Consider the following 25,591-nt stretch of genomic DNA (forward strand, 5'->3'; position numbering starts at 1 on the left):
GCAATATTGCGTTCGGTGTCCCGGGCATGGTGACATGGAGCAAGACCGTAGTTAGGGCTACCTAACCACGCTTGCCGCCGAAGCCCCAGGAGGCGTCCATGTCGGCTTCAGAACGTGACGTGCCGGCTCAGCCGCGCGTGGTGGCCGGGGTGTCGATGCGGGACCTGCTGGCGTCGTGCGCCGCGGCCGAGGCGGTGTCCCGTCCGCCGAGGGATCCGGAGCCGGTCCCCGAGGTTCCGGTGACCGGACAGCCCCGCAAGGCCGCTTGACGTCCCACGAAAGGGTTGTTCTGCGCGGGCGCCCTTCGCCGGGGGGCGCGCCGACGCCCCACGGCGGGCGGCGAGGCGCGACCGTGACGGCCCTCGGGTGGGCCGGTGGCGCGGGCAGCGAGTGACCGGGCCGGTGGACGGTCGGGTGGCGGGCGGCTGTCTCCGTGGACGGTCGAGTGGCCCGCGACGGTGTTCGTGGACCGTTGAGCGGCCCGCGACCGGGCCCGCGACCGGGCCCGTGGACGGCAGGCGGTGGCCGGGCAGGTGGTCCGCGAACCGGTCCGGCGGCGGTCCGCCTCCCGGGTCAGCGGATGACGACGACCTTCACGCCGATCGTCGCGAACGACCACATGGCGTCACCGTCCGCGCGGGTCTCGCGGATGCCGCCGAGCTTCTTGGTGGGGTCCGGGGCTTCCGTCGAGCCGTTCACCGCCGCGCTGAAGCCGATGGCGATGCCGTCGACCAGGTGGAACCGCACGACGTGCTCGATCTGCGCGCCGTCCGATCCGGAGACCGCCCGCGCCCGTGAGGTGACGGCGTAGGTGCCCGCGGCCGGGTCCAGCGTCCCGGGCGTCACCTTGAAGGTGCGCCGGACCTTGTTGTCGGCGCCGACCAGCCACACCCGGTCGTCGTCGGTCGAGTACACGACCCGCTCGCCCCGGCCGGACTGCGCGGGCAGGGCCGCCGGGTTCTTCTTGTCGCGGGGAGCCTTCGAGGTGGCGGACTTGGGGGAGGCGTCGGCCTGCGGCCTGCCCAGGGTGTCCGGCACGCTGGCGGACGCCTGGTAGGCGAGGAAGCCGACTGCGGCGACCGCCGCCACGGTGAGCCCGGCCACGAATCCCGAGCTGCTCCTAGCCACCTTGTGTGCCCACCTCTCGTACTTCGTACGTCCTTGCTGTGACGGTAGCAGCAGGGAAGCGGGAGACCGGGGCGGCCGTACGTCCGGCTCGGGCGCCGTAGGCTGTTTGCGTGCTCTTGCTCGCTCTGGATACCGCCACCCCCGCCGTGACCGTCGCGCTGCACGACGGCACGTCCGTCATCGCCTCGTCGAGCCAGGTCGACGCGCGCCGCCACGGGGAGCTGCTCCTCCCGGCCGTGGACCGCGTGCTCGCCGAGGCGGGCCACCGGCTCGACGCCGTCACCGGCATCGTCGTCGGCGTGGGCCCCGGCCCTTACACCGGCCTGCGCGTCGGTCTCATGACCGCCGACACCTTCGGACTCGCCCTCGGCGTGCCCGTGCACGGCGTGTGCACCCTCGACGCGCTCGCGTACGCGGCCGACATCGACGGCCCCTTCGTCGCGGCGACGGACGCCCGCCGCAAGGAGGTCTACTGGGCGCGCTACGCCGACCGGCGCACGCGCCTCACCGACCCCGCCGTGGACCGCCCCGGCGACCTGGACGTCGGCGGGCTGCCCGCCGTCGGAGCGGGCGCGCTGCTCTATCCCGACACCTTCCCGGACGCGCACGCGCCCGAGCACGTCTCGGCGGCGGCGATGGCCTCGCTGGCCGCGGAACGGCTCGCCGCGGGCGTCGAACTGGAGGCGCCCCGGCCGCTCTACCTGCGTCGGCCGGACGCCCAGGTGCCGAAGAACTACAAGGTGGTCACCCCCAAGTGACCGACCACCCGTCTCCTGGAAGCCTTCCGACCACGCCGCCGCCCGGCGGGGCCGACGTGCGCGAGATGCGCTGGTGGGACATCGATCCCGTACTGGAACTGGAGAAGGACCTGTTCCCCGAGGACGCCTGGTCCCGGGGCATGTTCTGGTCCGAGCTGGCCCACGCGCGCGGGCCCGAGGCGACGCGTCGGTACGTCGTGGCCCTCGACGGGGAGCGGCTCGTCGGGTACGCCGGACTCGCCGCCGCGGGCGACTTGGGCGACGTGCAGACCATCGCCGTCGCCCGCGACCAGTGGGGCACCGGGCTCGGCGCCCGGCTGCTCACCGAGCTGCTGCGTGCCGCGACCGCGTTCGAGTGCGCCCAGGTGATGCTCGAATGCCGCGTGGACAACGTCCGCGCGCAGAAGCTCTACGAGCGCTTCGGCTTCGAAGCCATCGGCGTCCGGCGCGGCTACTACCAGCCGGGGAACGTCGACGCCCTGGTCATGCGCCTCAACACGGCTGCGGACAGCGGCCCGGGAGCAGGCTCCCCCTCAGCAAACGGCGGACAAGGAACAGAGAGCAATGGCTGACGAACCACTCGTCCTCGGTATCGAGACCTCCTGCGACGAGACCGGCGTCGGCATCGTCCGCGGCACGACCCTGCTCGCGGACGCGATCGCGTCCAGCGTCGACGAGCACGCCCGGTTCGGCGGGGTCGTGCCCGAGGTCGCCTCCCGGGCCCACCTGGAGGCGATGGTGCCGACCATCGACCGCGCCCTGAAGGAGGCGGGCGTCAGCGCCCGTGACCTCGACGGCATCGCGGTGACCGCGGGCCCCGGCCTCGCCGGTGCGCTGCTCGTCGGCGTCTCCGCGGCGAAGGCGTACGCGTACGCGCTCGGCAAGCCGCTGTACGGCGTCAACCACCTCGCCTCCCACATCTGCGTGGACCAGCTGGAGCACGGTGCGCTGCCGGAGCCGACCATGGCGCTCCTCGTCTCGGGCGGGCACTCCTCGCTGCTGCTGTCCTCGGACATCACGTCCGACGTGCGGCCGATGGGCGCGACCATCGACGACGCTGCGGGGGAGGCGTTCGACAAGATCGCGCGCGTGCTGAACCTCGGCTTCCCGGGCGGCCCGGTCATCGACCGGTACGCCAAGGAGGGCGACCCCCAGGCGATCACGTTCCCGCGCGGGCTCACCGGGCCGCGCGATCCCGCGTACGACTTCTCGTTCTCCGGTCTGAAGACCGCCGTGGCGCGCTGGATCGAGGCGCGGCGGGCGGCGGGGGAGGAGGTGCCGGTGCGTGACGTGGCGGCGTCCTTCCAGGAGGCGGTCGTGGACGTGCTCACCCGCAAGGCCGTACGGGCCTGCAAGGACGAAGGCGTCGACCACCTCATGATCGGCGGCGGTGTGGCCGCCAACTCCCGGCTGCGCGCGCTCGCCGCGGAGCGCTGCGAGGCGGCCGGGATCCGGCTGCGGGTGCCGCGGCCCAAGCTGTGCACGGACAACGGCGCCATGGTGGCCGCCCTCGGCGCGGAGATGGTGGCACGCAACCGGGCCGCCTCCGACTGGGACTTGTCCGCCGACTCGTCCCTCCCGGTGACGGACCCGCACGTGCCCGGCCAGGGCCACTCCCACTCCCACGACCACGTGCACGAGGTCAGCAAGGAGAACCTGTACTCGTGACCGTCGCCCTGATGTGGGAGGCGCGGGCCGTGGCGGGGCGCGGGGAGGACCTGCTCGCCTGGGTGCGGGCGCAGGAACTGTCCGGCGCGCCGCTGCGCCGGGAGACCCTGCGGGCTCCCCAGGACCGGGTGCTCGTCATCACCTGGTGGGACGCCGCGTACGACGCGGAGCTGCCGGAACTGCCCGAGCCGGACGGCGAGTTGGTGACCCGGGCGGTGCACAGGTGGAGGTTCGAGGCGGTGTCCTGAGCGCGTCCCGCGGGGGGAGCCCCGGACGGTGTCCGGCACGAGTGCCGCGGGGTCGGCCGGTCCGGGCTTCCCGTGGACCGCTGTTTTCCGGAAGACTCCTGCAAAGTTTCGCCTGCGCGTATGGAACCGTAGGGGGCGACCTGACACGTCGACGGAGGTGGGCGCAGTGGCCCGGGAGAGCATCAGGAACAAGGTGACGATCACCGAGATCGCCCGGCAGGCCGGGGTCTCGGTGCCCACCGTGTCGCGTGTCGTCAACGGCCGCTCGGACGTGTCCCCGGAGACCCGGGCCCGGATCGAGGACCTGCTGCGACACCACGGCTACCGGCGCAAGCCGTCCGCGCCGGGGGACCGGGCCGCCCTCATCGACCTCGTCTTCAACGACCTCGACAGCCCCTGGGCGGTGGAGATCATCCGAGGGGTCGAGGACGTCGCGCATGCCGCGGGCGTGGGCACGGTGGTCTCCGCGATCCACGGAGCCTCGGGCTCCGCCCGGCAGTGGATGACCAATCTGCGCGCCCGAGCCTCGGACGGCGTGATCCTGGTGACCTCCGTCCTCGAACCGCGGCTGCACGAGGAGCTGCGGCGCCTCGGTGTGCCGCTCGTCGTCATCGACCCCGCGGGGTCGCCGTCCCTGGACGCGCCCACCGTCGGCGCCACCAACTGGGCCGGCGGCATGGCCGCCACGGAGCATCTGCTCGGCCTCGGCCACCGCAGGATCGGCTTCGTCGCCGGGCCCCCGCGGCTGCTCTGCTCACGGGCCCGCCTCGACGGCTACCGGGCCGCGCTGGAGGGCGCGGGCGTCGAGGTCGACGACGCCCTGATCGTGCCGGGCGACTTCTACCACCAGGCCGGTTTCGACGGCTGCAACACCCTGCTCGACCTGGCCGAACCGCCGACCGCGCTGTTCGCCGCCAGCGACCAGATGGCGCTCGGCGCGATCGAGGCGCTGCGCCGCCGCGGGCTGCGGGTGCCCGAGGACATGAGCGTCGTCGGGTTCGACGACCTGCCCGAGGTCCGCTGGTCGGCGCCGCCGCTGACGACCGTGCGCCAGCCGCTGGCCGACATGGGCAAGCTGGCCACGCGCACGGTGCTGCGGCTCGCGCTCGGCGAGGAGCCGGCGTCGCCCCGGGTGGAGCTCGCGACCGAGCTGGTCGTGCGGGCGAGCACGGCGGCGCCGGCCGTCTGAGGCGGTCGCCCGTCGCCGTTCGGACGGTTCGCGCCCGCCCGCCCTGGTCTCCGCCGCCGCGTGCCGTCCCGCGCCGGCGGGCCGTTCCCCGAGGTCGGCGAGGGGTCCGTGGCCCGCCGACTCCCATATTTGTCAGGAGCGTTGACATACCTGTCGCGCGCCCGTAACTTCCGTGCGCACTCGACCGATAATTTTCGGCTCTCTTCCGGAAGGTGTGCGATGCGAGCGTTGGGCAACACCTCTCTCTCCCGCCGCGGGTTCATGGCGGCCTCAGCGGCGACCGGACTGGGTGCGGCCGCGCTGAGCGCGTGCGGCTCCTCCGACAGCGGGAACAGCTCGGGCAAGACCACCATCGAGTGGTGGAACATCACCACCACCCAGCCCGCGAAGAAGCTGTGGGCCCAGCGCGCCAGGGAGTTCGAGGCGGCGCACCCCGACGTGAAGGTCAAGGTCGTCACGCTGGAGAACGAGGCGTACAAGTCGAAGATGACCGCGCTGACCACCTCGGGGAAGCTGCCGGACATCTTCCACACCTGGGGCGGCGGCGTCCTCCAGCAGCAGATCGACGCCGGCCTGGTCGAGGACCTGACGGACAAGGTGGCCCCCTGGACGAAGCAGTACGTGCCGGCCGCCCTGGCGGCCTACCGCTTCGACGACAAGACGTACGCCGTCCCGTTCGACATCGGCATGGTCGGCTTCTGGTACAACAAGGCGCTCTTCGCCAAGGCCGAGATCACGACCCCGCCCACCACCTGGTCCGCCTACCTCGACGCCGTCAAGGCCCTGAAGAGCGCGGGGATCACGCCCATCGCCCTGGCCGGCAAGGAGAAGTGGCCCGGGATGTACTACTGGGCGTACCTCGCGATGCGGGTCGCCGGACTCGACGCGATGCAGAAGGCCGCCACCGACGCCGACTTCACCGGCGAGGGCTTCGTCAAGGCGGGCGAACACCTCAAGGAACTCGTCGCCCTCGAACCGTTCCAGAAGGGCTTCCTCGGCGCGGCCTACTCCACGCCCAACGGCGAGGCGGCCGCGATGGGCAACGGCAAGGCGGCCATGGAACTGATGGGCCAGTGGGCACCCGTCGTCGAGGGCGACGCCGGAAAGGGCATCGGCAAGGACCTCGGCTTCTTCTCCTTCCCCGCCGTCGAGGGCGGACAGGGCGCGCTCACCGAGGTGTTCGGCGGAGGCGGCGGCCACGCGGTGCGCAAGGGCGCGCCGGACGCGGCGGTGGAGTTCCTGAAGTTCTTCGCCGAGAAGGAGTTCGCCGCCAAGCTGGTCAAGGACACCGGACTGATCCCGGTGTCCAAGGACGTGCGCTCCGCGCTGACGGACGCCAACCTCACGGCCGTTTCCGACGCGCTGAACTCCGCCACCGGCTTCCAGCTCTACCTCGACCAGGCGTACGCCCCGGCCGTCGGCCAGGAGATCAACGACAGCGTCGCCGCCCTCATCGCGGGCTCCAAGTCCCCGCAGCAGGTGACCCGTTCGGTCACCGAGGTGGCCAAGAGCGAGAAGAGCTAGCGGCCGGCGATGACGCATTCGACGACATCGACCCCGTACGCGCCCGAGCTCGGCAAGGTGCCGGAGCCGGGGACCGTGCCCCCGGCCGCCGGGCCGCGCAGGCCCGTGCTGCGCCGCCTGGGCGACTGGCTCTCGGCGGTCGTCTTCACGGTGCCCGCGCTCGCCCTGTTCGGCCTCCTGGTGCTGGTGCCGATGGGCTATGCGTTCTACGTCAGCTTCTTCGACTGGGGCGGATTCGGTTCACCCACGGACGTCACCGGGTTCGGCAACTACACCCGGCTGTTCGAGGACCCGGTGTTCCTCGGGGACCTGTGGCGCGGCGGGCTGCTGATCGGCTTCTCCATCGCCCTCCAGCTGCCGTTCGCGCTCGCCATGGCCGTGCTGCTCAACCAGGAGCTGCGCGGCCGGGCCGTCTACCGGATGCTGTTCTTCGCCCCGTACATCCTGTCCGAGGTCATCACGGGCGTGCTGTTCGGCATGATCTTCGCGCCGGGGGACGGACTCGCCGACCGGCTGCTCGGCGCGGTGGGGCTCGACGGCCTCGGCGGGGAGTGGTTCGCGGGACAGCACACGGTCCTGCCCACGCTCTTCCTCGTCATGACATGGAAGTACTTCGGCTTCCACATGATGCTCTACCTGGCCGGCCTCCAGGGCATCCCGGCCGAGCTGTACGAGGCCGCCCGCATCGACGGCGCCGGCACCTGGCAGCGCTTCCGCCACATCACGCTGCCGCTGCTCGCGCCGACCCTGCGGATCAGCGCGTTCCTGTCCGTCATCTTCTCCATCCAGCTCTTCGACCTGGTCTGGGTGATCACCACGGGCGGCCCCGACCACGCCTCCGAGACGATGGCGATCAGCATGGTCCAGTACGGCTTCAAGCGCTATCAGATGGGCTACGCGAGCGCCATCAGCGTCGTGATGTTCCTCATCAGCCTGGTCTTCGCCCTCGCCTACCAGCGCTTCGTGCTGCGCCGTGACACCGAAGGAGCCCTCACCACCATGCGAGCCAACCGATGAGCGGCGCGACGGGCGTCCCGAAGAGCCTCGTGCGCCGGCGCAGGCTGCGCACCCTCCCCGTGTACGTGGTCCTGTGGGTGGTCGGCGTCTTCATGGTCACCCCGCTCCTGTACACGCTCGTCTCCGGTTTCAAGTCGACCGATCAGCTCTCCAGCAACCCGTTCGGGCTGCCGTCGCCCTGGGTGACCTCGAACTACACGTCCCTGCTCGGCTCGGGCGCGTTCTGGCGGTCCGTGGGCAGCAGCACGGTGATCGCCGTGGGCGCCACCCTGCTCACCGTGGCGACCGCCGCGCTCGCCGCGTTCGCGCTGGCCCGGTTCGCCTTCCGCGGGCGGGAGCTGGTGTTCACGCTGTTCACCATGGGCCTGATGTTCCCGTTCGCGGTGGCGATCCTGCCGTTGTTCATCCTGCTGCGCACCTTCGGGCTGCTCGACAACCCCTGGGGCGTGATCCTGCCGGAGGCGGCCTTCGGACTACCGGTGACGATCATCATCCTGCGCGGGTTCTTCCGGGAGATCCCCGGCGAGCTGGAGGAGGCCGCGACCCTCGACGGCTGCTCCCGCTTCGGCTTCTTCTGGCGCATCCTGCTGCCGCTGGCCCGGCCCGCGCTCGGCACGGTGTCCGTCCTCGCCATCGTCAGCAGCTGGAACCAGTTCCTGCTCCCGCTGCTCGTCTTCAGCGAGCCCACCTGGTGGACGATCCCCGTCGGCATCCAGCAGTTCCAGGGCCAGTACGCCTCCGACGTGGCCCGCATCTTCGCGTACCTGGTGCTCGCCATGGCACCCGCCCTCGCCTTCTACGCGGTCGCCGAACGCCAGTTGATCGGCGGCATCACGCTCGGCGCGACCAAGGGATAGGGCCCGACCCGAGGTGCACGCCCGTCCGGGCGGGCCCCGGCGGACCGTTCCGTCGCCGAACCACTTCACCGACGTGAGGAGTTACATGACCCACCCTTGGCAGGATCCCGCTCTGCCCGCCGACGTGCGTGCCGCCGACCTGCTCGCCCGGATGACCCCGCGCGAGCGGATCGCCCAGCTCTACAGCGTCTGGCCCGGCTCCGACGAGACGCCCGGAGGGGACATGGCGCCGCTCCAGCACGCCCTGTCCGAGGACATCGACCTGGCGGAACTCCTCCCCGACGGGCTGGGCCAGCTCACCCGCCCCTTCGGCACCGCCCCCGTCGACCCCGCCGAGGGCGCCGCCCGGCTGGCCTCCCTCCAGGAACGCATCCGGTCGGCCAACCGCTTCCGGCTGCCCGCCCTCGCCCACGAGGAGTGCCTCACCGGCTTCACCGCCTGGCGGGCCACCGTCTTCCCCACCCCGCTCGCCTGGGGTGCCGCCTTCGACCCCGCCCTGGTCCGGGAGATGGCCTCGGCGATCGGCGCCTCCATGCGCTCGGTCGGCGTGCACCAGGGCCTCGCCCCCGTGCTCGACGTCGTGCGCGACCCCCGCTGGGGCCGCACCGAGGAGTCGATCGGCGAGGACCCGTACCTCGTCGCGACCATCGGCACCGCCTACGTCCAGGGCCTGGAGTCGGCGGGCGTCGTCGCCACCCTCAAGCACTTCGCCGGGTACTCGGCCTCGCGCGCAGGCCGCAACCACGCACCCGCGTCGATCGGCCCGCGCGAGCTCGCCGACGTCATCCTGCCCCCGTTCGAGATGGCCGTGCGGGAGGGCGGCGCCCGCTCGGTGATGGCCGCGTACAACGACCTCGACGGACTGCCCGCACACGCCCACCATCGGCTGCTCACCGAACTGCTCCGCGAGGAATGGCAGTTCACCGGCACGGTGGTCGCCGACTACTTCGGCGTCTCCTTCCTGGAGTCGACGCACGCGATCGCCGACTCTCCGGCCGCGGCCGCGACGCTGGCCCTCGCCGCGGGCGTGGACGTGGAACTGCCCGCGGTGCGCTGCTACGGCGCCGGGCAGCTCGACGAGGAGCTCGTGGACCGGGCCGCGCTGCGGGTCCTGACCCAGAAGTGCGAGCTCGGCCTGCTGGACCCCGACTGGTCCTCGCCCGCCACGGACACCGCAGCCGTGGACCTCGACCCGCCCCACATGCGGGCACTGGCGCGGCAGCTGGCCGAGGAGTCGGTCACCCTGCTGGCCAACGGCGGGGTGCTGCCGCTCGCACCGGGCACCGGGAGGATCGCCGTGCTCGGCCCGCTCGCCGACGACGCCGCGGCCCTCCTCGGCTGCTACACCTTCCCCCGCCACGTCCTGCTCGACCACCCCGACGTACCGATGGGTGTCGAGGTGCCCACGCTGCTCGAAGCGCTGCGCGCGGAGCTGCCGGACACCGAGTTCACCGAGGACCCGGTCGCGGCCGACGTGTGCGTCGTCGCCGTCGGCGACCGCTCCGGGCTGTTCGGACGCGGCACGTCGGGCGAGGGCTGTGACGCGGCCGACCTGGAACTGCCCGACGGACAGGGCGAGGTGGTGGAGAAGGCGCTGGCCTCGGGGACGCCGGTCGTGCTGGTCGTGCTCTCCGGGCGCCCGTACGCGCTCGGCCGCTGGGCCGACCGGTGCGCGGCGGTGGTGCAGGCCTTCTTCGCGGGCCAGGCGGGCGGCTCCGCCGTCGCCGGTGTGCTGTCCGGACGCGTCAACCCCTCGGGGCGGCTCCCGGTGAGCGTGCCCCGCGACCCCGGCGGGCAGCCGGGCACGTATCTGGCGCCGCCGCTGGGCCGCAGGGGCGAGGCGAGCAACCTCGACCCCACCCCGCTGTTCGCGTTCGGGCACGGCCTGTCCTACACGTCCTGGGACTGGCAGCCACCGACGGTCGACGACCGTTCGTTCCCGACGGACGGCGTGACGACGCTGCGGCTGACCGTCCGCAACACGGGGGAGCGGGCCGGCACGGAGGTCGTCCAGCTCTATCTCCACGACCCGGTCGGCAAGGTGGCGCGGCCCGTGATCCGGCTGATCGGCTACGCGCGGGTGCCGCTGGAGGCGGGCACGTCGGCGGAGGTGCACTTCACCGTGCCCGCGGACCTGGCCGCGTACACCGGACCCGACGGCGACCGCATCGTCGAACCCGGGGCGCTGGAACTGCGGTTGGCGGTGTCCGGCGCGGACGAGGGGGTGCGCTGGACGGTGCCGGTGACACTGACCGGACCCGAGCGGGTGGTGGGGCCCGGACGGCGGATGCGGTGCGAGGTGCGCGTGAAGTGAGGCGGCGGGACGAGCTCCGATTGTTTCGCGCCAAGAGCCGATCGTCCAGCCGGCGCATGGCGCGCAAGGGAGGGTCGGAGTGCGGGTGGGCGGGGCTACGATCCCGCCCATGAATCCCGCGAAGCCGCCGCGAACCCCGGGAACACGCACGTCGGCGCGTCCGCCCGCGCGGTCCGCGCAGACCGCGACGCTGGCCGAGATCGCCCGCGAGGCCGGCGTGTCCGCGCCGACCGTTTCGAAGGTGCTCAACGGCCGAGCGGACGTGGCCCCCGGGACGCGTACGCGGGTGGAGGCACTGCTGCGTTCTCACGGCTACCGGCGGCGCCGGGCCGAGGCGACCCGCTCGCCCCTCATCGACCTGGTCTTCCACGAGTTGGAGAGCGCCTGGGCGATGGAGGTGATCCGGGGGGTCGAGAACGTCGCCCGGGACGAGGGGCTGAGCGTCGTCCTCTCCGAGAGCGCGGGCCGGCTGACTCCCGGACGCACCTGGGCGGACCAGGTCGCCGCCCGCCGCCCGCACGGCGTGGTCCTCGTCCTGTCCGGGCTCGACGAGTCCGGACAGGCGCTGCTGACCAGCAGGTCCATCCCGTTCGTGGTGATGGACCCGGCCGGCGACCCGGGCGACGACGTGCCGTCCGTCGGGGCCACCAACTGGCACGGCGGCCTGGCCGCCACCCGTCATCTCGTCGAGCTGGGCCACACCCGGATCGGCGCGATCAGCGGGCCCACCCGCATGATGTGCAGCCGCGCCCGCGTCGACGGCTACCGGGCCGCGCTGGAGACGGCGGGGCTGCCGTCCGACCCGGCCCTGATCCGGCCGGGCACCTTCCACCACGACAGCGGCTACCGCGCGGGCCTCGAACTGCTGCGCCTCCCGGACCGGCCCACCGCCGTCTTCGCGGGCAACGACCTCCAGGCGCTCGGCCTGTACGAGGCCGCGCGCGAACTCGGGCTGCGCATCCCCGGGGACCTGAGCGTCGTCGGGTTCGACGACCTGCCGGTGGCCCGCTGGGTCGGCCCGCCGCTGACGACGGTGCGGCAGCCGCTCACCGAGATGGCCGAGGCGGCGGCGCGGCTGGTGCTCCGACTGGGCCGCGAGGAACGGCCGACGTCGGCGACACGGGTGGAACTGGCCACGAGCCTCGTGGTGCGCAGCAGCACCGGCGCGCCACCGGCGTAGCGGGGACGTCCGGCGTCCGACCCCGGCACGGCGGCTGCCGTCCGCACGGCTGTGCCCCCGCTCGGCGAGGAAGGCGATACAGGCGTGACGGATGTCTTGACGAGGTATGGGAGCGCTCCCATACTGCTCCGAAGTCAATCGGTTGAACGACCGAAACTTTCGGAGGCACCCGCCATGAGAACCTCCAGGACATCCTTAGGGAAACGACTCTCGGCCTTGTGTACGGGCGCCGCGGCCGTGGCCGCCCTGCTCGCCGCCGGGACGACCGCCCACGCCGCCGACACCCCGCTGCGCGACCTCGCCGCCGCCAAGGGCAAGGTCATCGGCACCGCGGTCACCGGATCCAAGCTCACCGGCACCTACGGCGACATCGCCGGCGGCCAGTTCAACTCGCTGACCCCGGGCAACGCCATGAAATGGGGCTCGGTCGAACCCACCCGGGGCAGCTTCGACTGGTCCGAGGCCGACCAGATCGTCGCCTTCGCCCAGGCCCACAACCAGCAGGTGCGCGGGCACACCCTCGTCTGGCACAGCCAGAACCCGAGCTGGCTGACGAACGGCACCTGGACGCAGGCACAGCTCAGCAGCCTGCTCCAGGACCACATCACCACCGAAGTCACCCGGTACAAGGGCAAGCTGGCGGCCTGGGACGTGGTGAACGAGCCGTTCAACGAGGACGGGACCTACCGCTCGACGCTCTGGTACGACGGCCTCGGCGCCGACTACATCGCCCAGGCGCTGACCTGGGCGCACGCCGCCGACCCGAGCGCCAAGCTCTACATCAACGACTACAACGTCGAGGGCGTCAACGCGAAGAGCACCGCCCTCTACAACCTGGTCAAGTCGTTGAAGGCACGCGGCGTCCCGATCGACGGCGTCGGCCTCCAGGCCCATCTGATCCTCGGCCAGGTCCCCGGCACGCTCCAGCAGAACATCCAGCGCTTCGCCGACCTCGGCGTCGACGTCGCGGTCACCGAGCTGGACATCCGTATGCAACTCCCCGCCGACAGCACGAAGCTGGCGCAGCAGGCCGCCGACTACAAGGCCGTGTTCGACGCGTGCGTCGCGGTCACCCGGTGCGCCGGTGTCACCGTCTGGGGCTTCACGGACTCCGACTCCTGGATCCCGGACGTCTTCCCGGGCTACGGCGCGGCGACCCCGTACGACGAGAACTACGCCCCGAAACCGGCGTACTCCGCGATCGCGACCGCGCTGGGCGGGACGTCGACGCCGCCTCCCACCGGCGCGTGCGCCGCGACGTACAGCGTCACGAGCCAGTGGAACACGGGCTTCACGGGCCAGTGGAACACGGGCTTCACGGGCCAGGTGACGATCGCCTGCTCCGGGGCCGCGCTGTCGTCGTGGAAGGTGAACTGGACGTACGGCGCGGGCCAGCGGATCACCCAGGCCTGGAACGCCACCTGCACGCAGACGGGAGCCGGCGTCAGCTGCTCCAACGCGTCCTACAACGGGACCGTACCCAGCGGCGGTTCGGTGACCTTCGGCTTCAACGCCTCGTGGAGCGGGAGCAATCCGGCCCCGACGGTGTCGCTGGGCTGAGCCCGCACCGCGATCGCTGAGGTGCGCCTGAGAAGTCTGAGAATTTCCGAAGGAAACCCGAGAACAGGTTCCTGCTCGTCATAATTCGGACTTACGTTCCTCTGCGTGACGGGTGAGGACGAGCACGGGGACGACCGCGAGGACGCCGCGGGACACGGCGGCCGACGGCGCCTGCTGAAGGCGGCCGGCGCCGTTCTCGCCGGAGTCCTCGTGCTCTGCGCGTCCGGCGCCGGCTGGGCGTACTGGCACCTCGACCACAACATCAAGAGCGTCGACATCGACAGCGCGCTCGGCGACGACCGGCCGGCCCGGGCGGTGCCGACGCCGAGCGCGTCCGCCACCGCGTCCGCTTCCGCCGCCCCGCTGCCGAGCGGCGCGCTGAACATCCTGGTCCTCGGCTCCGACTCGCGCAGCGGCGAGCGCAACGAGAAGCTCGGCGGCGGCGACAGCGGCGGGGCGCGCTCCGACACGGCGATGGTCGTCCACCTCGACGAGGGCCGCAGGCACGCGACCGTGGTGAGCATCCCCCGGGACACCCTGGTGACCCGTCCGTCGTGCCCCACGCCGTCCGGGGGGACCACGGCGGTGGCGTACGGCGTGATGTTCAACAGCGCCTACGCGGTGGGCGGTCCGGCCTGCGCGGTGAAGACGGTCGAGTCCATGACCGACATCCGCATGGACCACTACATCGAGATCGACTTCGCGGGCTTCGCGGACCTGGTCGACGCGCTCGGCGGTGTCACCGTCACGACCGACGAGGACATCGACGACGACCAGAGTCATCTGCACCTGGCGGCCGGCGAGCACCACCTCGACGGCGCGCGGGCGCTGGCACTGGCCCGGACGCGCCACGGCATCGGTGACGGCAGCGACCTCGGGCGCATAGGCCTCCAGCAGAAGCTGGTGAAGGCGTTGCTGGCGCGGATCTCGGCCACCGGCCTGCTCGCCGACCCGGCCAGGCTCTACAAGGTCGCGGACGCGGTGACCGGGAGCCTGACGACGGACACCGGACTCGACTCGTTGGGCGAGCTGTCGAAACTCGGGCGGAGCCTGAAGGGCCTGTCGTCCGACGCCGTCGAGACGGTGATGATGCCGGTGGTGACCGCGCCCACGGACCGCAACCGGGTGGTGGCCCGGGAACCGGCGGCCGACGAGCTGTGGAAGTCGCTGAGGTGACGCCGGGGCGATCAGCCGGCACCCACCCGTTTGCACCCTCCTGACCTGCGACAACGACATCGGCGGAAAAAACTTCGAAGAAATCCCGGAGCAGTGTCGATACCGGCGTCCCCCGTTCGACGCATGGGTGAGAGGCGGGGAGGAGCTCCGCCTCCGAAGCACAAGAGTCACGGACACGAGGAGTCACCATGCCGCGCTACCTGTCGCTGGTCCAGATCGACGAGAGCACCGCGCCCGCCGAGGGCCCGAGCCCCGAACTGATGCAGCGGATGGGCGAGCTCATCGAGGAGATCACGAAGGCCGGGGTCATGCTCGACACCGCCGGGCTGACGCCCAGCGCCCAGGGCAAGCGGGTGCACTGGCAGAGCGGGCAGCTGTCCGTGACCGACGGGCCCTTCACCGAGTCCAAGGAGGTCGTCGGCGGCTACGCGCTCATGCAGTGCAAGGACATGGCCGAGGCCCTGGAGTGGACCAAGCGCTTCCTGAAGGTGCACGAGGAGCACTGGACGGTGACCTGTGAGGTCCGGGAGATCGCGGAGGGCTGACCGGGAGCACGGCCGGGGCCCCGCCCGGGCCGCCCGGGCCACCGCCCGGCCCGGGGACCGCTTGGCCCGGCCGCCCGGAGGGTGTCTGATGGTGGGCTGTGGAAGAGCAGCCCACCATCCCCGCAGCCGGCTCCGACAGCAACGCCCTGGAAACCGTCGAGACGATCTTCCGGATCGAGTCGCCGCGCATCATCGCCGGTGTCGCCCGGATCGTCCGGGACGTCGGCATCGCCGAGGAACTCGCCCAGGACGCACTGGTCGCGGCCCTGGAGCAGTGGCCGCGGGACGGTGTGCCCGACAACCCGGGCGCCTGGCTGACGGCCACGGCCAAGCACCGCGCCATCGACCTCGTACGACGCCGGGAGCGGTACGCGCGCAAGCTGGAGGAGGTCGGCCGGGACCTCTCGCTGTCCGCGCCGCACCACGTCGACGAACCCTCCGATCCGGACGACATCGACGACGACCTGCTCCGCCTCGTCTTCACGGCATGCCATCCGGTCCTCTCCGCGGAGGCCCGCATCGCGCTCACTCTGCGTCTCCTGGGTGGCCTGACGACCGCCGAGATCGCCCGTGCCTACCTCACGTCCGAGGCGACGGTCGCCCAGCGCATCGTGCGTGCCAAGCGGACGCTGGCGGCGAAGGGCGTCGCCTTCGAGGTCCCGTACGGCCTCGAACGGGAGGCCCGGCTGGGGTCGGTCCTGGAGATCATCTACCTGGTCTTCAACGAGGGCTACGCGGCCACGGCGGGCGACGACCTGCTGCGCCCCGCCCTGTGCGAGGACGCCCTGCGGCTGGCGCGCGTGCTCGCCGAACTGATGCCCAAGGAGCCCGAGGTGCACGCGCTCGCCGCCCTGCTGGAGCTCCAGGCGTCCCGCACACCCGCCCGCACCTCCCCCTCGGGCGAACCGGTCCTGCTCGGGGACCAGAACCGCCGCCGCTGGAACCGCATGCTGATCCGCCGCGGCTTCACCGCGCTGGGCCGGGCCAACGCCGTCGCCACGGGCAGCCCGGGCCCGTACGCCCTCCAGGCCGCCATCGCCGCCTGCCACGCGCAGGCGTACGCGTACGAGGACACGGACTGGGGGCAGATCGCCACCCTCTACGGCCTGCTGGCGGCCCGTACGCCGTCCCCGGTGGTCGAGCTGAACCGTGCGGTGGCCGTCTCGATGGCCGAGGGGCCCGGCCCCGCCCTGGAGATCGTCGACGCCCTCGCCGGCGAACCCGCCCTGCGCGACTACCACTTGCTGCCCAGCGTCCGCGGCGATCTGCTGGCCCGGCTCGGCCGCACGGAGCAGGCGCGGGCGGAGTTCGAGCGCGCGGCCGCGCTGGCGCGCAACGAACGGGAGCGGGAACTGCTGGCGGCCCGGGCGCGTGAGCTGGGCGGGGAGTGATCGTTCCCGCCGCAACCGCATTCCCACGGCCTTGCCCCGCAGGCGAGTCCGTTCTCCTCGGCCACGGTCGGCGGCCCGGTCGCGGGTGCGCCGGCGGTGCGCCCCGGCACAGCGCCGGTCGCCGCGCCGGACCTCGCTCCGCTCAGCGGCCGCCACCAGCAGCAGGCGGCTGCGCGGGTGCCCCCACCAGCATGGTCGGGGCACCCGCGACCCGCGTCAGGAACACCGTCGCGGAAGCGGGCCCCTGCGGCTTCACCTTCCGCCGCAGCTCCTCCGGCTCGACGGCCGAGCCCCGCTTCTTGACCGTCAGGACACCGACCTCGCGCTCCCGCAGCAACGCCTTCAGACGCTTGACGTTGAAGGGCAGCCGGTCGGTGATCTCGTAGGCGGAGGCGTACGGCGTCGGGCGCAGTTCGTCCGCCGTGACGTAGGCGATGGTCTCGTCGATCAGGCCGCCGTCGAGGTCCTCGGCCACCTCCGCGACCAGGTGTGCGCGGATGACGGCGCCGTCGGGCTCGTACAGGTAGCGGCCGACCGGACGCACGGCGGGATCGGGCAGGCCCCGTCCGCGCAGCTCGCGCGGGCCGGGCAGCAGGGTGGCCCGCACCAGCCCCGGCTCGGTGCCGAACCACAGCACCGCCTCCTTCACGTCCCCGCCGTCGGAGATCCACTCGGCCTCGGCCTGGGCGGGCACCGTCTCGTGCGGGATGCCGGGGGCGATCTTCAAAGCGGCCATCGGCGCCTTCGTCGCGGTCTCGACCGCCCAGGACAGTGGCGGCGAGTAGGCCTCCGGGTCGAAGATCCGGCCCCGGCCGCCACGCCGTGCCGGGTCCACGAAGACCGCCTCGTACGCGGAGGTGTCGACGGCGGTGACATCCGCCTCGCGGACCTCGATCAGCTCCGAGAGCCCCAGCGCGTCCGCGTTCGCGCGGGCGACCGCCGCGGTCAGCGGGTCACGGTCGACGGCGAGGACCCGGATGCCGGCGCGGGCCAGCGCGATCGCGTCGCCGCCGATCCCGCAGCACAGGTCGGCCACGGAGCGGATGCCCAGCTCCTGGAACCGCCGCGCGCGGTGGACCGCCACGCTCGTCCGCGTCGACTGCTCGACCCCGTTCGGGGTGAAGAACATCCGCTCCGCGTCCTCGGCCCCGAACTTCGCCGTGGCCCGCTGCCGCAGCCGCTCCTGCCCGAGGGCGGCGGAGACCAGCTCGGCCGGGTGCTCGCGGCGCAGCCGGGTGGCCACGGCCAGTTCCCGCGCCGGTTCGGTGCCGCGGACCTCGTCGAGCAGGGCGCGGCCCTCGGGGGTGAGGAGGGAGGCGAAGGAGACGTCGTTCACCGGCCCATTGTGGGCCAGTCGGTGGATGCTGCGCGTCCGGCCGTGGGGCCGCGGTGGTGTCGGGGCCTCGTGAGCGGCTCGCGCTGGGAAGATCCCGCACCATGCGATCAGTGCGACAAAATGATAAAAACGCCGCAATGCGGGCCGGTGTTCGCGGCGGTCTTGCCGTGCTCGCCCTCACCGCTCTCGTCTCCGGCTGCTCCGGCGAGGAATCCGGCGTCAAGGGGACCCCCGGTCAGCAGCCGAAGGTCAAGGCGTCCCCGGCCGCCGGCTCCTATGCCGACCGGGTGAGCAACAGCCAGGCCGAGCGCGTCGCCGCCGCCGAGCGCTGGGGCCTGGACAGGGCGCCGCTCGTGCCCCCGGCGCCGCCCGCCACGAAGCCGGTGATCAAGGCCCGCGACGGGTTCGAGGTCGACGGTCAGGAGGAGGAGGGGCTGCCCCCGGTCTTCACCACCGTCCCCACCAAGGACAAGGTCGTCTTCCTCACCATCGACGACGGTGAGGAGAAGGACCCGAAGTTCCTGCGGATGATGAGCGACCTGAAGATCCCGTACACCGCCTTCCTCAGCAACTACCTGATCAAGGACGACTACGGGTACTTCCGCGAGATGCGCGACCGCGGTGTCACCCTCAACAACCACACGCTGCACCACCCGTACCTCCCCGGGCTGTCGTACGACGAGCAGAGGGAGGAGATCTGCGGCATGCAGGCCATCATGACGAAGCAGTTCGGCAAGCGCCCGACGCTCTTCCGGCCGCCCTACGGCAACTACAACGGCGACACCCTGCGCGCCGCCAAGTCCTGCGGCATCGAGTACGCCCCGATCTGGGACGAGGAGGTCTACGTCGACCACTGGGAGTACCGCGAGGACGACCGCGACCTGCACCCCGGCGACATCGTCCTCACCCACTTCCGGGGCCGCGCCGACTGGGACGGCACGATGACCGACATGGTCCGCCGCTTCCTGAAGAAGGTCACGGACAAGGGCTACGCGGTGGCGCGCCTGGAGGACTACCTGTGAGGCTCCGGGTGCGGCGCCCGGCGCGCCCGCGGCCACCGCACCCGGCGCGGCGCTGGGTGCGTGCGCTCGGCGGGGGACTGCTCGCCGCCGTGCTGCTCACCGGCTGCGCCCCGTCCGTCGACCCCATCGGGCGGCTGGGCAAGAAGGCGGCGCAGAAGGTACGGCCCCGGGAGTCGGCGTACCGCCGCTGGGGCCTCGCCGCCCCGCTCGCCCGCCCGCCGCGCCCGCCCGCCCGGACCGTCGCGCGCCCCGCCGGCCCCGGACTGCCGCCCGTCGTGGACCACGTCCCCACCCACGATCGAGTGGTCTTCCTGACCTACGACGACGGCGCCGAGCGTGATCCGCGGTTCGTCGACATGGTCCGTGAACTGCGGCTGCCGGTCAGCATGTTCCTCACGGACACCGTCCTCGGGCCGGGGTACGGGGACTTCGCCCGGCTCCGCGCGGTCGGCGCGAGCGTGCAGAACCACACCCTCGACCACGCCTCCCTGCGCGGCCTGCCCTACGCCGGCCAGCGCGCCGAGATCTGCGGCCAGCAGGACAAGCTCAAACAGCGCTTCGGCATCCGGCCCCGGCTGCTGCGGCCCCCGTACGGCACCTACGACCACACCACGCTGCGTGCCGCCGCCGACTGCGGGGTCGCCGCCGTCGTGCTGTGGCGGGCCTCCATGCGGGCGGAAGGGCTGAGCTACGAGCAGGGGCACGAGCTGCGGCCGGGCGACATCGTCCTGGCCCGGCCCGAGGACACCGGCGGAGTGACGCTCATCGACTCCACGACCCGTCTGCTGCGCCGCATCCAGGCGCAGGGATTCACGGTGGCCCGGCTGGAGGACTACCTCTGAGCTCCGCCTCAGGGACGGGGAAGCGGACGTGGACGCGCGCGCACGTGCGCCGAGGTTTTGCGGACATGTAAGCGCCGCGTTGGCACTCCGCTTGACCGAGTGCTAATCGCAGTCATAGTCTCGGCCCTGGCACTCCCCCCTGGAGAGTGCCAATAGCGACGGGCAGGTCCGGCACCCGCGACGACGGATCGACCTGGTCGCCACCTCAGACAGTTAACCCCGTGAGATCTCCGAAGGGGGAGGTCGGATCGTGACGACCGCCAGCTCCAAGGTTGCCATCAAGCCGCTCGAGGACCGCATCGTGGTCCAGCCGCTGGACGCCGAGCAGACCACGGCCTCTGGCCTGGTCATTCCGGACACCGCCAAGGAGAAGCCCCAGGAGGGCGTCGTCCTGGCCGTGGGCCCGGGCCGCATCGAGGACGGAAAGCGCGTCGAGCTCGACGTCACCGTCGGCGATGTCGTGCTGTACAGCAAGTACGGCGGCACCGAGGTGAAGTACAACGGCGAGGAGTACCTCGTCCTCTCGGCCCGCGACGTGCTCGCGATCGTCGAGAAGTAATTCACCCAGAATTGCAGTGAACTGCGCCCCTGGCCCCCGCGACGTCAACAAGCCGGGCGCCGGGGGCGCCGTTCGTTTCTCCCAGTTTTCCGAGAGGGCTGAACCGCTCCTATGGCGAAGATCCTGAAGTTCGACGAGGACGCCCGTCGCGCCCTTGAGCGCGGCGTCAACAAGCTTGCCGACACGGTCAAGGTGACGATCGGCCCCAAGGGCCGCAACGTCGTCATCGACAAGAAGTTCGGCGCCCCCACCATCACCAACGACGGTGTCACCATCGCCCGCGAGGTCGAGGTCGAGGACCCGTACGAGAACCTCGGCGCCCAGCTGGTGAAGGAGGTGGCGACCAAGACCAACGACATCGCGGGTGACGGTACGACCACCGCCACCGTGCTCGCCCAGGCGCTCGTGCGCGAGGGCCTGAAGAACGTCGCCGCGGGCGCCTCCCCGGCGCTGCTGAAGCGGGGCATCGACGCGGCCGTCAAGGCCGTCTCCGACGACCTGCTCGCCACCGCGCGCCCGATCGACGAGAAGTCCGACATCGCCGCCGTCGCCGCGCTGTCCGCCCAGGACCAGCAGGTCGGCGAGCTCATCGCCGAGGCGATGGACAAGGTCGGCAAGGACGGTGTCATCACCGTCGAGGAGTCCAACACCTTCGGTCTGGAGCTGGACTTCACCGAGGGCATGGCCTTCGACAAGGGCTACCTGTCGCCGTACTTCGTGACGGACCAGGAGCGCATGGAGGCCGTCCTCGAGGACCCGTACATCCTCATCCACCAGGGCAAGGTCAGCTCCATCCAGGACCTGCTGCCGCTGCTGGAGAAGGTCATCCAGTCCAACGCCTCCAAGCCGCTGCTGATCATCGCCGAGGACGTCGAGGGCGAGGCCCTCTCCACCCTCGTCGTGAACAAGATCCGCGGCACCTTCAACGCCGTCGCGGTGAAGGCCCCCGGCTTCGGTGACCGCCGCAAGGCCATGCTCGGCGACATCGCCACCCTCACCGGTGGTCAGGTCATCGCCGAGGAGGTCGGCCTCAAGCTCGACCAGGTCGGCCTGGACGTGCTCGGCACCGCCCGCCGCGTGACCGTCACCAAGGACGACACCACGATCGTCGACGGTGGCGGCAGCTCCGACGAGGTCGTCGGCCGCGTCAACCAGATCAAGGCCGAGATCGAGAACACCGACTCCGACTGGGACCGCGAGAAGCTCCAGGAGCGCCTCGCGAAGCTGGCCGGCGGCGTGTGCGTCATCAAGGTCGGCGCCGCCACCGAGGTCGAGCTCAAGGAGAAGAAGCACCGTCTGGAGGACGCCATCTCCGCGACCCGCGCCGCGGTCGAGGAGGGCATCGTCTCCGGTGGTGGCTCCGCGCTCGTCCACGCCGTGAAGGTCCTCGAGGACAACCTCGGCAAGACCGGCGACGAGGCCACGGGTGTCTCGGTCGTCCGCCGCGCCGCCGTCGAGCCGCTGCGCTGGATCGCCGAGAACGCCGGCCTGGAGGGCTACGTCATCACCTCCAAGGTCGCCGAGCTCGACAAGGGCCAGGGCTTCAACGCCGCGACCGGCGAGTACGGCGACCTGGTCAAGGCCGGCGTCATCGACCCGGTCAAGGTCACCCGCTCCGCCCTGGAGAACGCCGCCTCCATCGCCTCGCTGCTCCTGACGACCGAGACCCTGGTCGTCGAGAAGCCGGCCGAGGAGGAGGCCGACGCGGGCCACGGCCACGGCCACGGGCACGCCCACTGAGAACCGCGCCGCACGGCGTGACGTCGCCGGCGCGACGTCGAGCAGTGCCTCGCGAAGGCCCCCGCTCCCGACACGGAGCGGGGGCCTTCCGCGTTTCCGTTCGCCGACCCCACCGGGGCCGGAGCCTCGCGAGGTGTTCCGGGGACCGCGGCTCCCTAGCTCTCCAGTGCGTCGAGCGCGCCGAGCTGGGCCATCAGTCCCAGCCGGTCGTACTGCCACCAGCCCTCGGCGATCTTCCCGTCCTCCTGGCAGCGGAAGACGGTCGTCCCCGTCATGGTGACCGTCATCCCGCTCGGAGGGATCCCCATGAAGTCGCCGGTGTGGGTGCCGTTCCAGGTCCACCGCGTGCAGACGCGGTCGCCCTGGGCCAGCTGGTCGTCCACGGTGAAGGAGAAGTCGAACCCGCCCCGCCACATCTCGATCTCGCGCCGCATGGCGTCGAGGCCGAGGTTGTCCTGCTCGTTGGCGGGATCGTGGTCGTGGTAGTGCTCGACCATCAGGTCGTTGAGCGGCGGCAGGTCGCCCGCGGTGGCCACCGTGTCGAAGAACCGGCGGATGGTGGCCTCGTACAGCTGCTCGTCACGGATCACGTCCAGGTCCGTGAACGTCGGCGTCTCGTCGCAGAGGGCGACCATCTCCTGGAAGATCCTGTCGGTCTCCGGCAGGTTCGAGTTCCGCACCGCCTCCTCGTACGAGGGGAACTCCACGATCTCGATGAAGTGGGACGCGTCGGACCGGTCCTTGCCGATGACGCTGTGCGTCGCGGTCCGCTTCCCCCGGGTCTGCTCGACCCAGGTGTCCATCAGCCGGTTCATCTCGTCGAACCGGCTCGTCTTGCAGTCGATCAGTTGCACGAATGTCATGGCGCAGCCTCCCGGCCCACGCGGTCCGGATGAATGCGTCCATTTTAGTGAAAATCCCCCTCAACTGTCGTGGTTGAAGGGGATATCACCCGAGGGTGCGGACAGGCACTAACGGCCCGGCCCAGCTCACTGCGGCCCGTACTTCCGCCCCGTCCTCGACGAGATCCCGCCGAGCAGCGCCCGCGGCGTCACCTTCACCACGCCCATCAGCGCCTTGTACCGCGGGTCCGGGATCGACAGCGACTTGCCCCGGGCGAGGTCCGCGAGCGCCGCCGCCACCAGCTTGTCCGCGTCGAGCCACATCCACTTCGGGATGTTGTCCGTGCCCATCCCGGCGCGCTGGTGGAACTCGGTGCGCACGAACCCGGGGCACAGCGCCATCAGCCGCACCCCGCTGCCCGCGAGGTCCCGCGCAGCGCCCTGCGTGAACTGCACGACCCATGCCTTCGAGGCGCCGTACGTGCCACGCGGCACGAACGCGGCCACCGAGGCGACGTTGACGACTCCGCCCCGGCCGCGCTCCCGCATCACCTCGGTCGCCGCAGACGTCAGCCGGAGCACCGCCTCGCAGTGCACCTTGAGCATCTTGAGCTCGTCCGCCATCGATACGTCCAGATAGCGGCCCTTGTTGCCGAAGCCCGCGTTGTTGACCAGGAGGTCGACCGGGTTCCTCCGGTCGCCGAGGCGCGCGGCGACCGCGTCGATGCCGCCGTCGGTCGCCAGGTCCGCCGTCAGCACCTCCGCCTCGATGCCGTGCCGGTCGTGCAGTTCGGTGGCCTGCTCCTGCAGTCGCTTCGTGTCGCGCGCCACCAGAACGAGGTTGTGCCCGTCAGCCGCCAGGCGCCGCGCGAAGGCGGCACCGATCCCCGCGGTCGATCCCGTAATCAGAGCCGTTGTCATGGCGCAAGGTTAGTGACCTGGCCAGGCGTCCGGCGCCCGCCGTCGTCCAACGCCCGGCCGCGTCCGAAGAGTTCCCCGCGCCGTGGTCCGCCCGCTACCGGTCGCCCTGGTCGGCCACATACTTCCGGGCCTTCGCCCGTGCCTCCGGGTGCAGCGCGTCGCCGGCCGTCAACAGCCTTGGCAGCAGCTCCCGTTCGGTCGTCACGGCGCGGAACTGGAGGGCGACCGTGATGTCGTGGTCCGGCCGGTGCACGATCTCGATCGCGTCGCCCGGGCGGATCTCACCGGGCTCGATCACCCGCAGATACGCGCCGGGCGCGGCCTTCTGCGTGAAGCGCTTGACCCAGCCCTTCTCGCCGAGGTGCCCCTGGAAGGTGCGGCAGGGGATGCGCCCGCTGGTGACCTCCAGGACGACCTCGGAGCCGATGCGCCAGCGCTCGCCGATCCGCGCACCGGAGACGTCCAGCCCCTCGGTCGTGAGGTTCTCGCCGAAGACGCCGTTGCGCAGCGGCCGGCCGAGCTCGCGCTCCCAGTCGTCGAGGTCCTCGCGGGCCACCGCGTACACCGCCTGGTCGTCGCCGCCGTGGTGGCGCCCGTCGCACACCGCGTCCCCGGCGAGTCCGCTGCCGCCGATCGACTTGGGGCCGGGCGCGGTCACCCGCACGGCACCGTCCACCGGCTGCTTGTCGATGCCGGTCAGGCCCTCCGGCTGGTCGGTGTACGCAACGGCCTGTGCCCGGCCCAGATTCAGCGACAGAAGCTTCATACCCTCAACGCTAGGCGACCACGGCCAAAGCGTCGACGCGATATTGGCGGCGCACCCCAAGGCTCGCTTATGCTCGGAGGGTGATCGAGGCCCGTCATCTCCGTGTCCTGCGCGCCGTCGCCGCCACCGGCTCCTTCTCCGCGGCCGGGCGCGAGCTGGGCTGCACCCAGCCGGCCGTCAGTCAGCAGATGAAGGCGCTGGAGGCCTCCGTCGGCACCCCTCTGCTGATCCGCACCGGTCGTGAGATGCGTCTGACCGAGGCGGGCGAGGCGCTGGTGAAGCACGCCGCGAGCATCCTGTCCGGTCTCACGGCCGCCGAGGAGGAGGTCGCCGCGATCGCCGGGCTGCGTGCGGGCCGGGTCCGGCTCGTGTCCTTCCCCAGCGGGAGCTCCACCCTCGTGCCGACCGCCCTCGCCGCACTGCGCGCCGCGCACCCGGGGACCCGCGTCTTCCTGGAGGAGGCCGAACCGCCGGAGTCCGTGGAGAAGCTCCGGGACGGCGACTGCGACATCGCGCTGGCCTTCCGCTACGAGGGCACGGGCGGTGAGGAGTGGGACGACCTGGTCGTCCGGCCCCTGCTGACGGACCGGCTCGTCGCGCTGGTGCCCGAGCGTCACCGTCTGGCCGGGGCCGGGTCGGTGGCCATCGGCGAGTTCGCGGGCGAGTCGTGGATCGCGGGCTGCCCGCGCTGCCGCGGACAGTTGGTCGAGGTGTGCCGGGGCGCGGGCTTCGAGCCCCGCATCGACTTCGCCACCGACGACTACCCGGCCGTGGTCGGTCTCGTGGGCGCGGGCCTCGGTGTCGCGGTGCTCCCGGAACTGGCCATCGAGTCCGTCCGGCCGAAGCGGGCCCGCACGGTGACGGTGGAGCCGCCGGTGCGGCGCGAGATCGTCGCCCTCACGCTGCCGGATCTGGCGCAGGTGCCGGCGGTGGCGGCGACGCTCGACCGGCTGGCACGGGCCGCCGCCCGCTGACGGGCGGTGGCGGACGTCGGGCCGCACGCGTGCG

General features: G+C 71.9%; 25 protein-coding genes. 20 read left to right on the forward strand and 5 right to left on the reverse strand.

From position 1 onward, the window contains the following. The first annotated feature begins 98 nt into the window (after positions 1 to 98). Positions 99 to 269, forward strand: a complete 171-nt coding sequence (locus ABEB03_RS31325) for a hypothetical protein (RefSeq protein WP_345656219.1) — start codon at positions 99 to 101, stop codon at positions 267 to 269. Positions 270 to 573: 304 nt separating this feature from the next. Here ABEB03_RS31325 and ABEB03_RS31330 read toward each other — a convergent pair whose 3' ends face one another. Then, positions 574 to 1,128 (reverse strand): hypothetical protein, encoded by a 555-nt coding sequence (locus ABEB03_RS31330; RefSeq protein ID WP_345656220.1) that lies wholly within the window; start codon positions 1,126 to 1,128, stop codon positions 574 to 576. Between the two features lie 110 nt (positions 1,129 to 1,238). Between ABEB03_RS31330 and tsaB the strand changes: the two genes are divergently transcribed. The 14 genes from tsaB to ABEB03_RS31400 all read left to right on the forward strand — a co-directional run bounded on the left by tsaB (position 1,239) and on the right by ABEB03_RS31400 (position 16,555). Further along, a complete protein-coding gene (gene tsaB / locus ABEB03_RS31335; RefSeq protein ID WP_345656221.1) occupies positions 1,239 to 1,886 on the forward strand; it encodes a tRNA (adenosine(37)-N6)-threonylcarbamoyltransferase complex dimerization subunit type 1 TsaB in 648 nt (215 codons plus the stop codon). A 65-nt stretch (positions 1,887 to 1,951) separates the two neighbouring features. Beyond that, on the forward strand, positions 1,952 to 2,458 hold the full coding sequence (rimI, locus tag ABEB03_RS31340; RefSeq protein ID WP_345656450.1) for a ribosomal protein S18-alanine N-acetyltransferase: 507 nt from the start codon (positions 1,952 to 1,954) through the stop codon (positions 2,456 to 2,458). Next, positions 2,451 to 3,554: a tRNA (adenosine(37)-N6)-threonylcarbamoyltransferase complex transferase subunit TsaD gene (tsaD, locus tag ABEB03_RS31345; protein WP_345656222.1), complete on the forward strand. Its 1,104-nt coding sequence runs from the start codon at positions 2,451 to 2,453 to the stop codon at positions 3,552 to 3,554. The genes rimI and tsaD overlap by 8 nt, the downstream gene beginning before the upstream one ends. Further along, positions 3,551 to 3,802: a hypothetical protein gene (locus ABEB03_RS31350; protein WP_345656223.1), complete on the forward strand. Its 252-nt coding sequence runs from the start codon at positions 3,551 to 3,553 to the stop codon at positions 3,800 to 3,802. The genes tsaD and ABEB03_RS31350 overlap by 4 nt, the downstream gene beginning before the upstream one ends. Before the next feature lie 166 nt (positions 3,803 to 3,968). Continuing rightward, on the forward strand, positions 3,969 to 4,991 hold the full coding sequence (locus ABEB03_RS31355; protein ID WP_345656224.1) for a LacI family DNA-binding transcriptional regulator: 1,023 nt from the start codon (positions 3,969 to 3,971) through the stop codon (positions 4,989 to 4,991). 228 nt (positions 4,992 to 5,219) lie between these two features. Then, positions 5,220 to 6,515 (forward strand): extracellular solute-binding protein, encoded by a 1,296-nt coding sequence (locus tag ABEB03_RS31360; RefSeq protein WP_345656451.1) that lies wholly within the window; start codon positions 5,220 to 5,222, stop codon positions 6,513 to 6,515. A 9-nt stretch (positions 6,516 to 6,524) separates the two neighbouring features. Beyond that, positions 6,525 to 7,532, forward strand: coding sequence for a carbohydrate ABC transporter permease (locus ABEB03_RS31365; protein WP_345656225.1), 1,008 nt, complete (start codon positions 6,525 to 6,527; stop codon positions 7,530 to 7,532). Continuing rightward, on the forward strand, positions 7,529 to 8,389 hold the full coding sequence (locus ABEB03_RS31370; RefSeq protein ID WP_095936076.1) for a carbohydrate ABC transporter permease: 861 nt from the start codon (positions 7,529 to 7,531) through the stop codon (positions 8,387 to 8,389). Before ABEB03_RS31365 ends, ABEB03_RS31370 begins: the two co-directional genes overlap by 4 nt. 85 nt (positions 8,390 to 8,474) lie before the next feature. Next, positions 8,475 to 10,703: a beta-xylosidase/alpha-l-arabinosidase gene (locus ABEB03_RS31375; RefSeq protein ID WP_345656226.1), complete on the forward strand. Its 2,229-nt coding sequence runs from the start codon at positions 8,475 to 8,477 to the stop codon at positions 10,701 to 10,703. 109 nt (positions 10,704 to 10,812) lie between these two features. Next, positions 10,813 to 11,883, forward strand: a complete 1,071-nt coding sequence (locus tag ABEB03_RS31380) for a LacI family DNA-binding transcriptional regulator (RefSeq protein WP_345656227.1) — start codon at positions 10,813 to 10,815, stop codon at positions 11,881 to 11,883. A 174-nt stretch (positions 11,884 to 12,057) separates the two neighbouring features. Continuing rightward, positions 12,058 to 13,443, forward strand: a complete 1,386-nt coding sequence (locus tag ABEB03_RS31385; protein WP_345656228.1) for an endo-1,4-beta-xylanase — start codon at positions 12,058 to 12,060, stop codon at positions 13,441 to 13,443. A gap of 105 nt (positions 13,444 to 13,548) precedes the next feature. Further along, the gene (locus ABEB03_RS31390; RefSeq protein WP_345656229.1) at positions 13,549 to 14,619 is read left to right on the forward strand and encodes an LCP family protein; all 1,071 of its coding nucleotides are present in this window, start codon (positions 13,549 to 13,551) and stop codon (positions 14,617 to 14,619) included. A 188-nt stretch (positions 14,620 to 14,807) separates the two neighbouring features. Next, entirely contained in the window at positions 14,808 to 15,164 is a 357-nt protein-coding gene (locus ABEB03_RS31395) for a YciI family protein (protein WP_028805410.1), read from the forward strand. Positions 15,165 to 15,262: 98 nt separating this feature from the next. Next, positions 15,263 to 16,555: an RNA polymerase sigma factor gene (locus ABEB03_RS31400; RefSeq protein WP_345656230.1), complete on the forward strand. Its 1,293-nt coding sequence runs from the start codon at positions 15,263 to 15,265 to the stop codon at positions 16,553 to 16,555. 142 nt (positions 16,556 to 16,697) lie between these two features. Here the strand turns inward: ABEB03_RS31400 and ABEB03_RS31405 are convergent, their stop codons facing one another. After that, entirely contained in the window at positions 16,698 to 17,891 is a 1,194-nt protein-coding gene (locus ABEB03_RS31405; RefSeq protein ID WP_345656231.1) for a class I SAM-dependent methyltransferase, read from the reverse strand. A gap of 137 nt (positions 17,892 to 18,028) precedes the next feature. Between ABEB03_RS31405 and ABEB03_RS31410 the strand changes: the two genes are divergently transcribed. The 4 genes from ABEB03_RS31410 (at position 18,029) to groL (ending at position 22,054) form a co-directional block, all read left to right on the forward strand. Beyond that, entirely contained in the window at positions 18,029 to 18,913 is an 885-nt protein-coding gene (locus tag ABEB03_RS31410; protein ID WP_345656232.1) for a polysaccharide deacetylase family protein, read from the forward strand. Between the two features lie 56 nt (positions 18,914 to 18,969). Next, on the forward strand, positions 18,970 to 19,755 hold the full coding sequence (locus tag ABEB03_RS31415) for a polysaccharide deacetylase family protein (protein ID WP_425589335.1): 786 nt from the start codon (positions 18,970 to 18,972) through the stop codon (positions 19,753 to 19,755). Positions 19,756 to 20,005: 250 nt separating this feature from the next. Further along, a complete protein-coding gene (groES, locus tag ABEB03_RS31420) occupies positions 20,006 to 20,314 on the forward strand; it encodes a co-chaperone GroES (protein WP_028805404.1) in 309 nt (102 codons plus the stop codon). A 111-nt stretch (positions 20,315 to 20,425) separates the two neighbouring features. After that, positions 20,426 to 22,054: a chaperonin GroEL gene (groL, locus tag ABEB03_RS31425; RefSeq protein WP_095936085.1), complete on the forward strand. Its 1,629-nt coding sequence runs from the start codon at positions 20,426 to 20,428 to the stop codon at positions 22,052 to 22,054. A 155-nt stretch (positions 22,055 to 22,209) separates the two neighbouring features. Here the strand turns inward: groL and ABEB03_RS31430 are convergent, their stop codons facing one another. The 3 genes from ABEB03_RS31430 to ABEB03_RS31440 form a co-directional block, all read right to left on the reverse strand. Beyond that, positions 22,210 to 22,917, reverse strand: coding sequence for an ester cyclase (locus tag ABEB03_RS31430; protein WP_345656233.1), 708 nt, complete (start codon positions 22,915 to 22,917; stop codon positions 22,210 to 22,212). Between the two features lie 126 nt (positions 22,918 to 23,043). After that, positions 23,044 to 23,817, reverse strand: a complete 774-nt coding sequence (locus ABEB03_RS31435; protein WP_345656234.1) for an SDR family NAD(P)-dependent oxidoreductase — start codon at positions 23,815 to 23,817, stop codon at positions 23,044 to 23,046. Between the two features lie 94 nt (positions 23,818 to 23,911). Further along, positions 23,912 to 24,583: an MOSC domain-containing protein gene (locus ABEB03_RS31440; RefSeq protein ID WP_345656235.1), complete on the reverse strand. Its 672-nt coding sequence runs from the start codon at positions 24,581 to 24,583 to the stop codon at positions 23,912 to 23,914. A gap of 80 nt (positions 24,584 to 24,663) precedes the next feature. On the opposite strand from ABEB03_RS31440, the gene ABEB03_RS31445 reads away from it, so the two are divergent. Next, on the forward strand, positions 24,664 to 25,557 hold the full coding sequence (locus tag ABEB03_RS31445) for a LysR family transcriptional regulator (RefSeq protein ID WP_345656236.1): 894 nt from the start codon (positions 24,664 to 24,666) through the stop codon (positions 25,555 to 25,557). Positions 25,558 to 25,591 lie beyond the last annotated feature (34 nt).

Source organism: Streptomyces siamensis (assembly GCF_039543605.1).
Lineage (GTDB): Bacteria > Actinomycetota > Actinomycetes > Streptomycetales > Streptomycetaceae > Streptomyces > Streptomyces siamensis.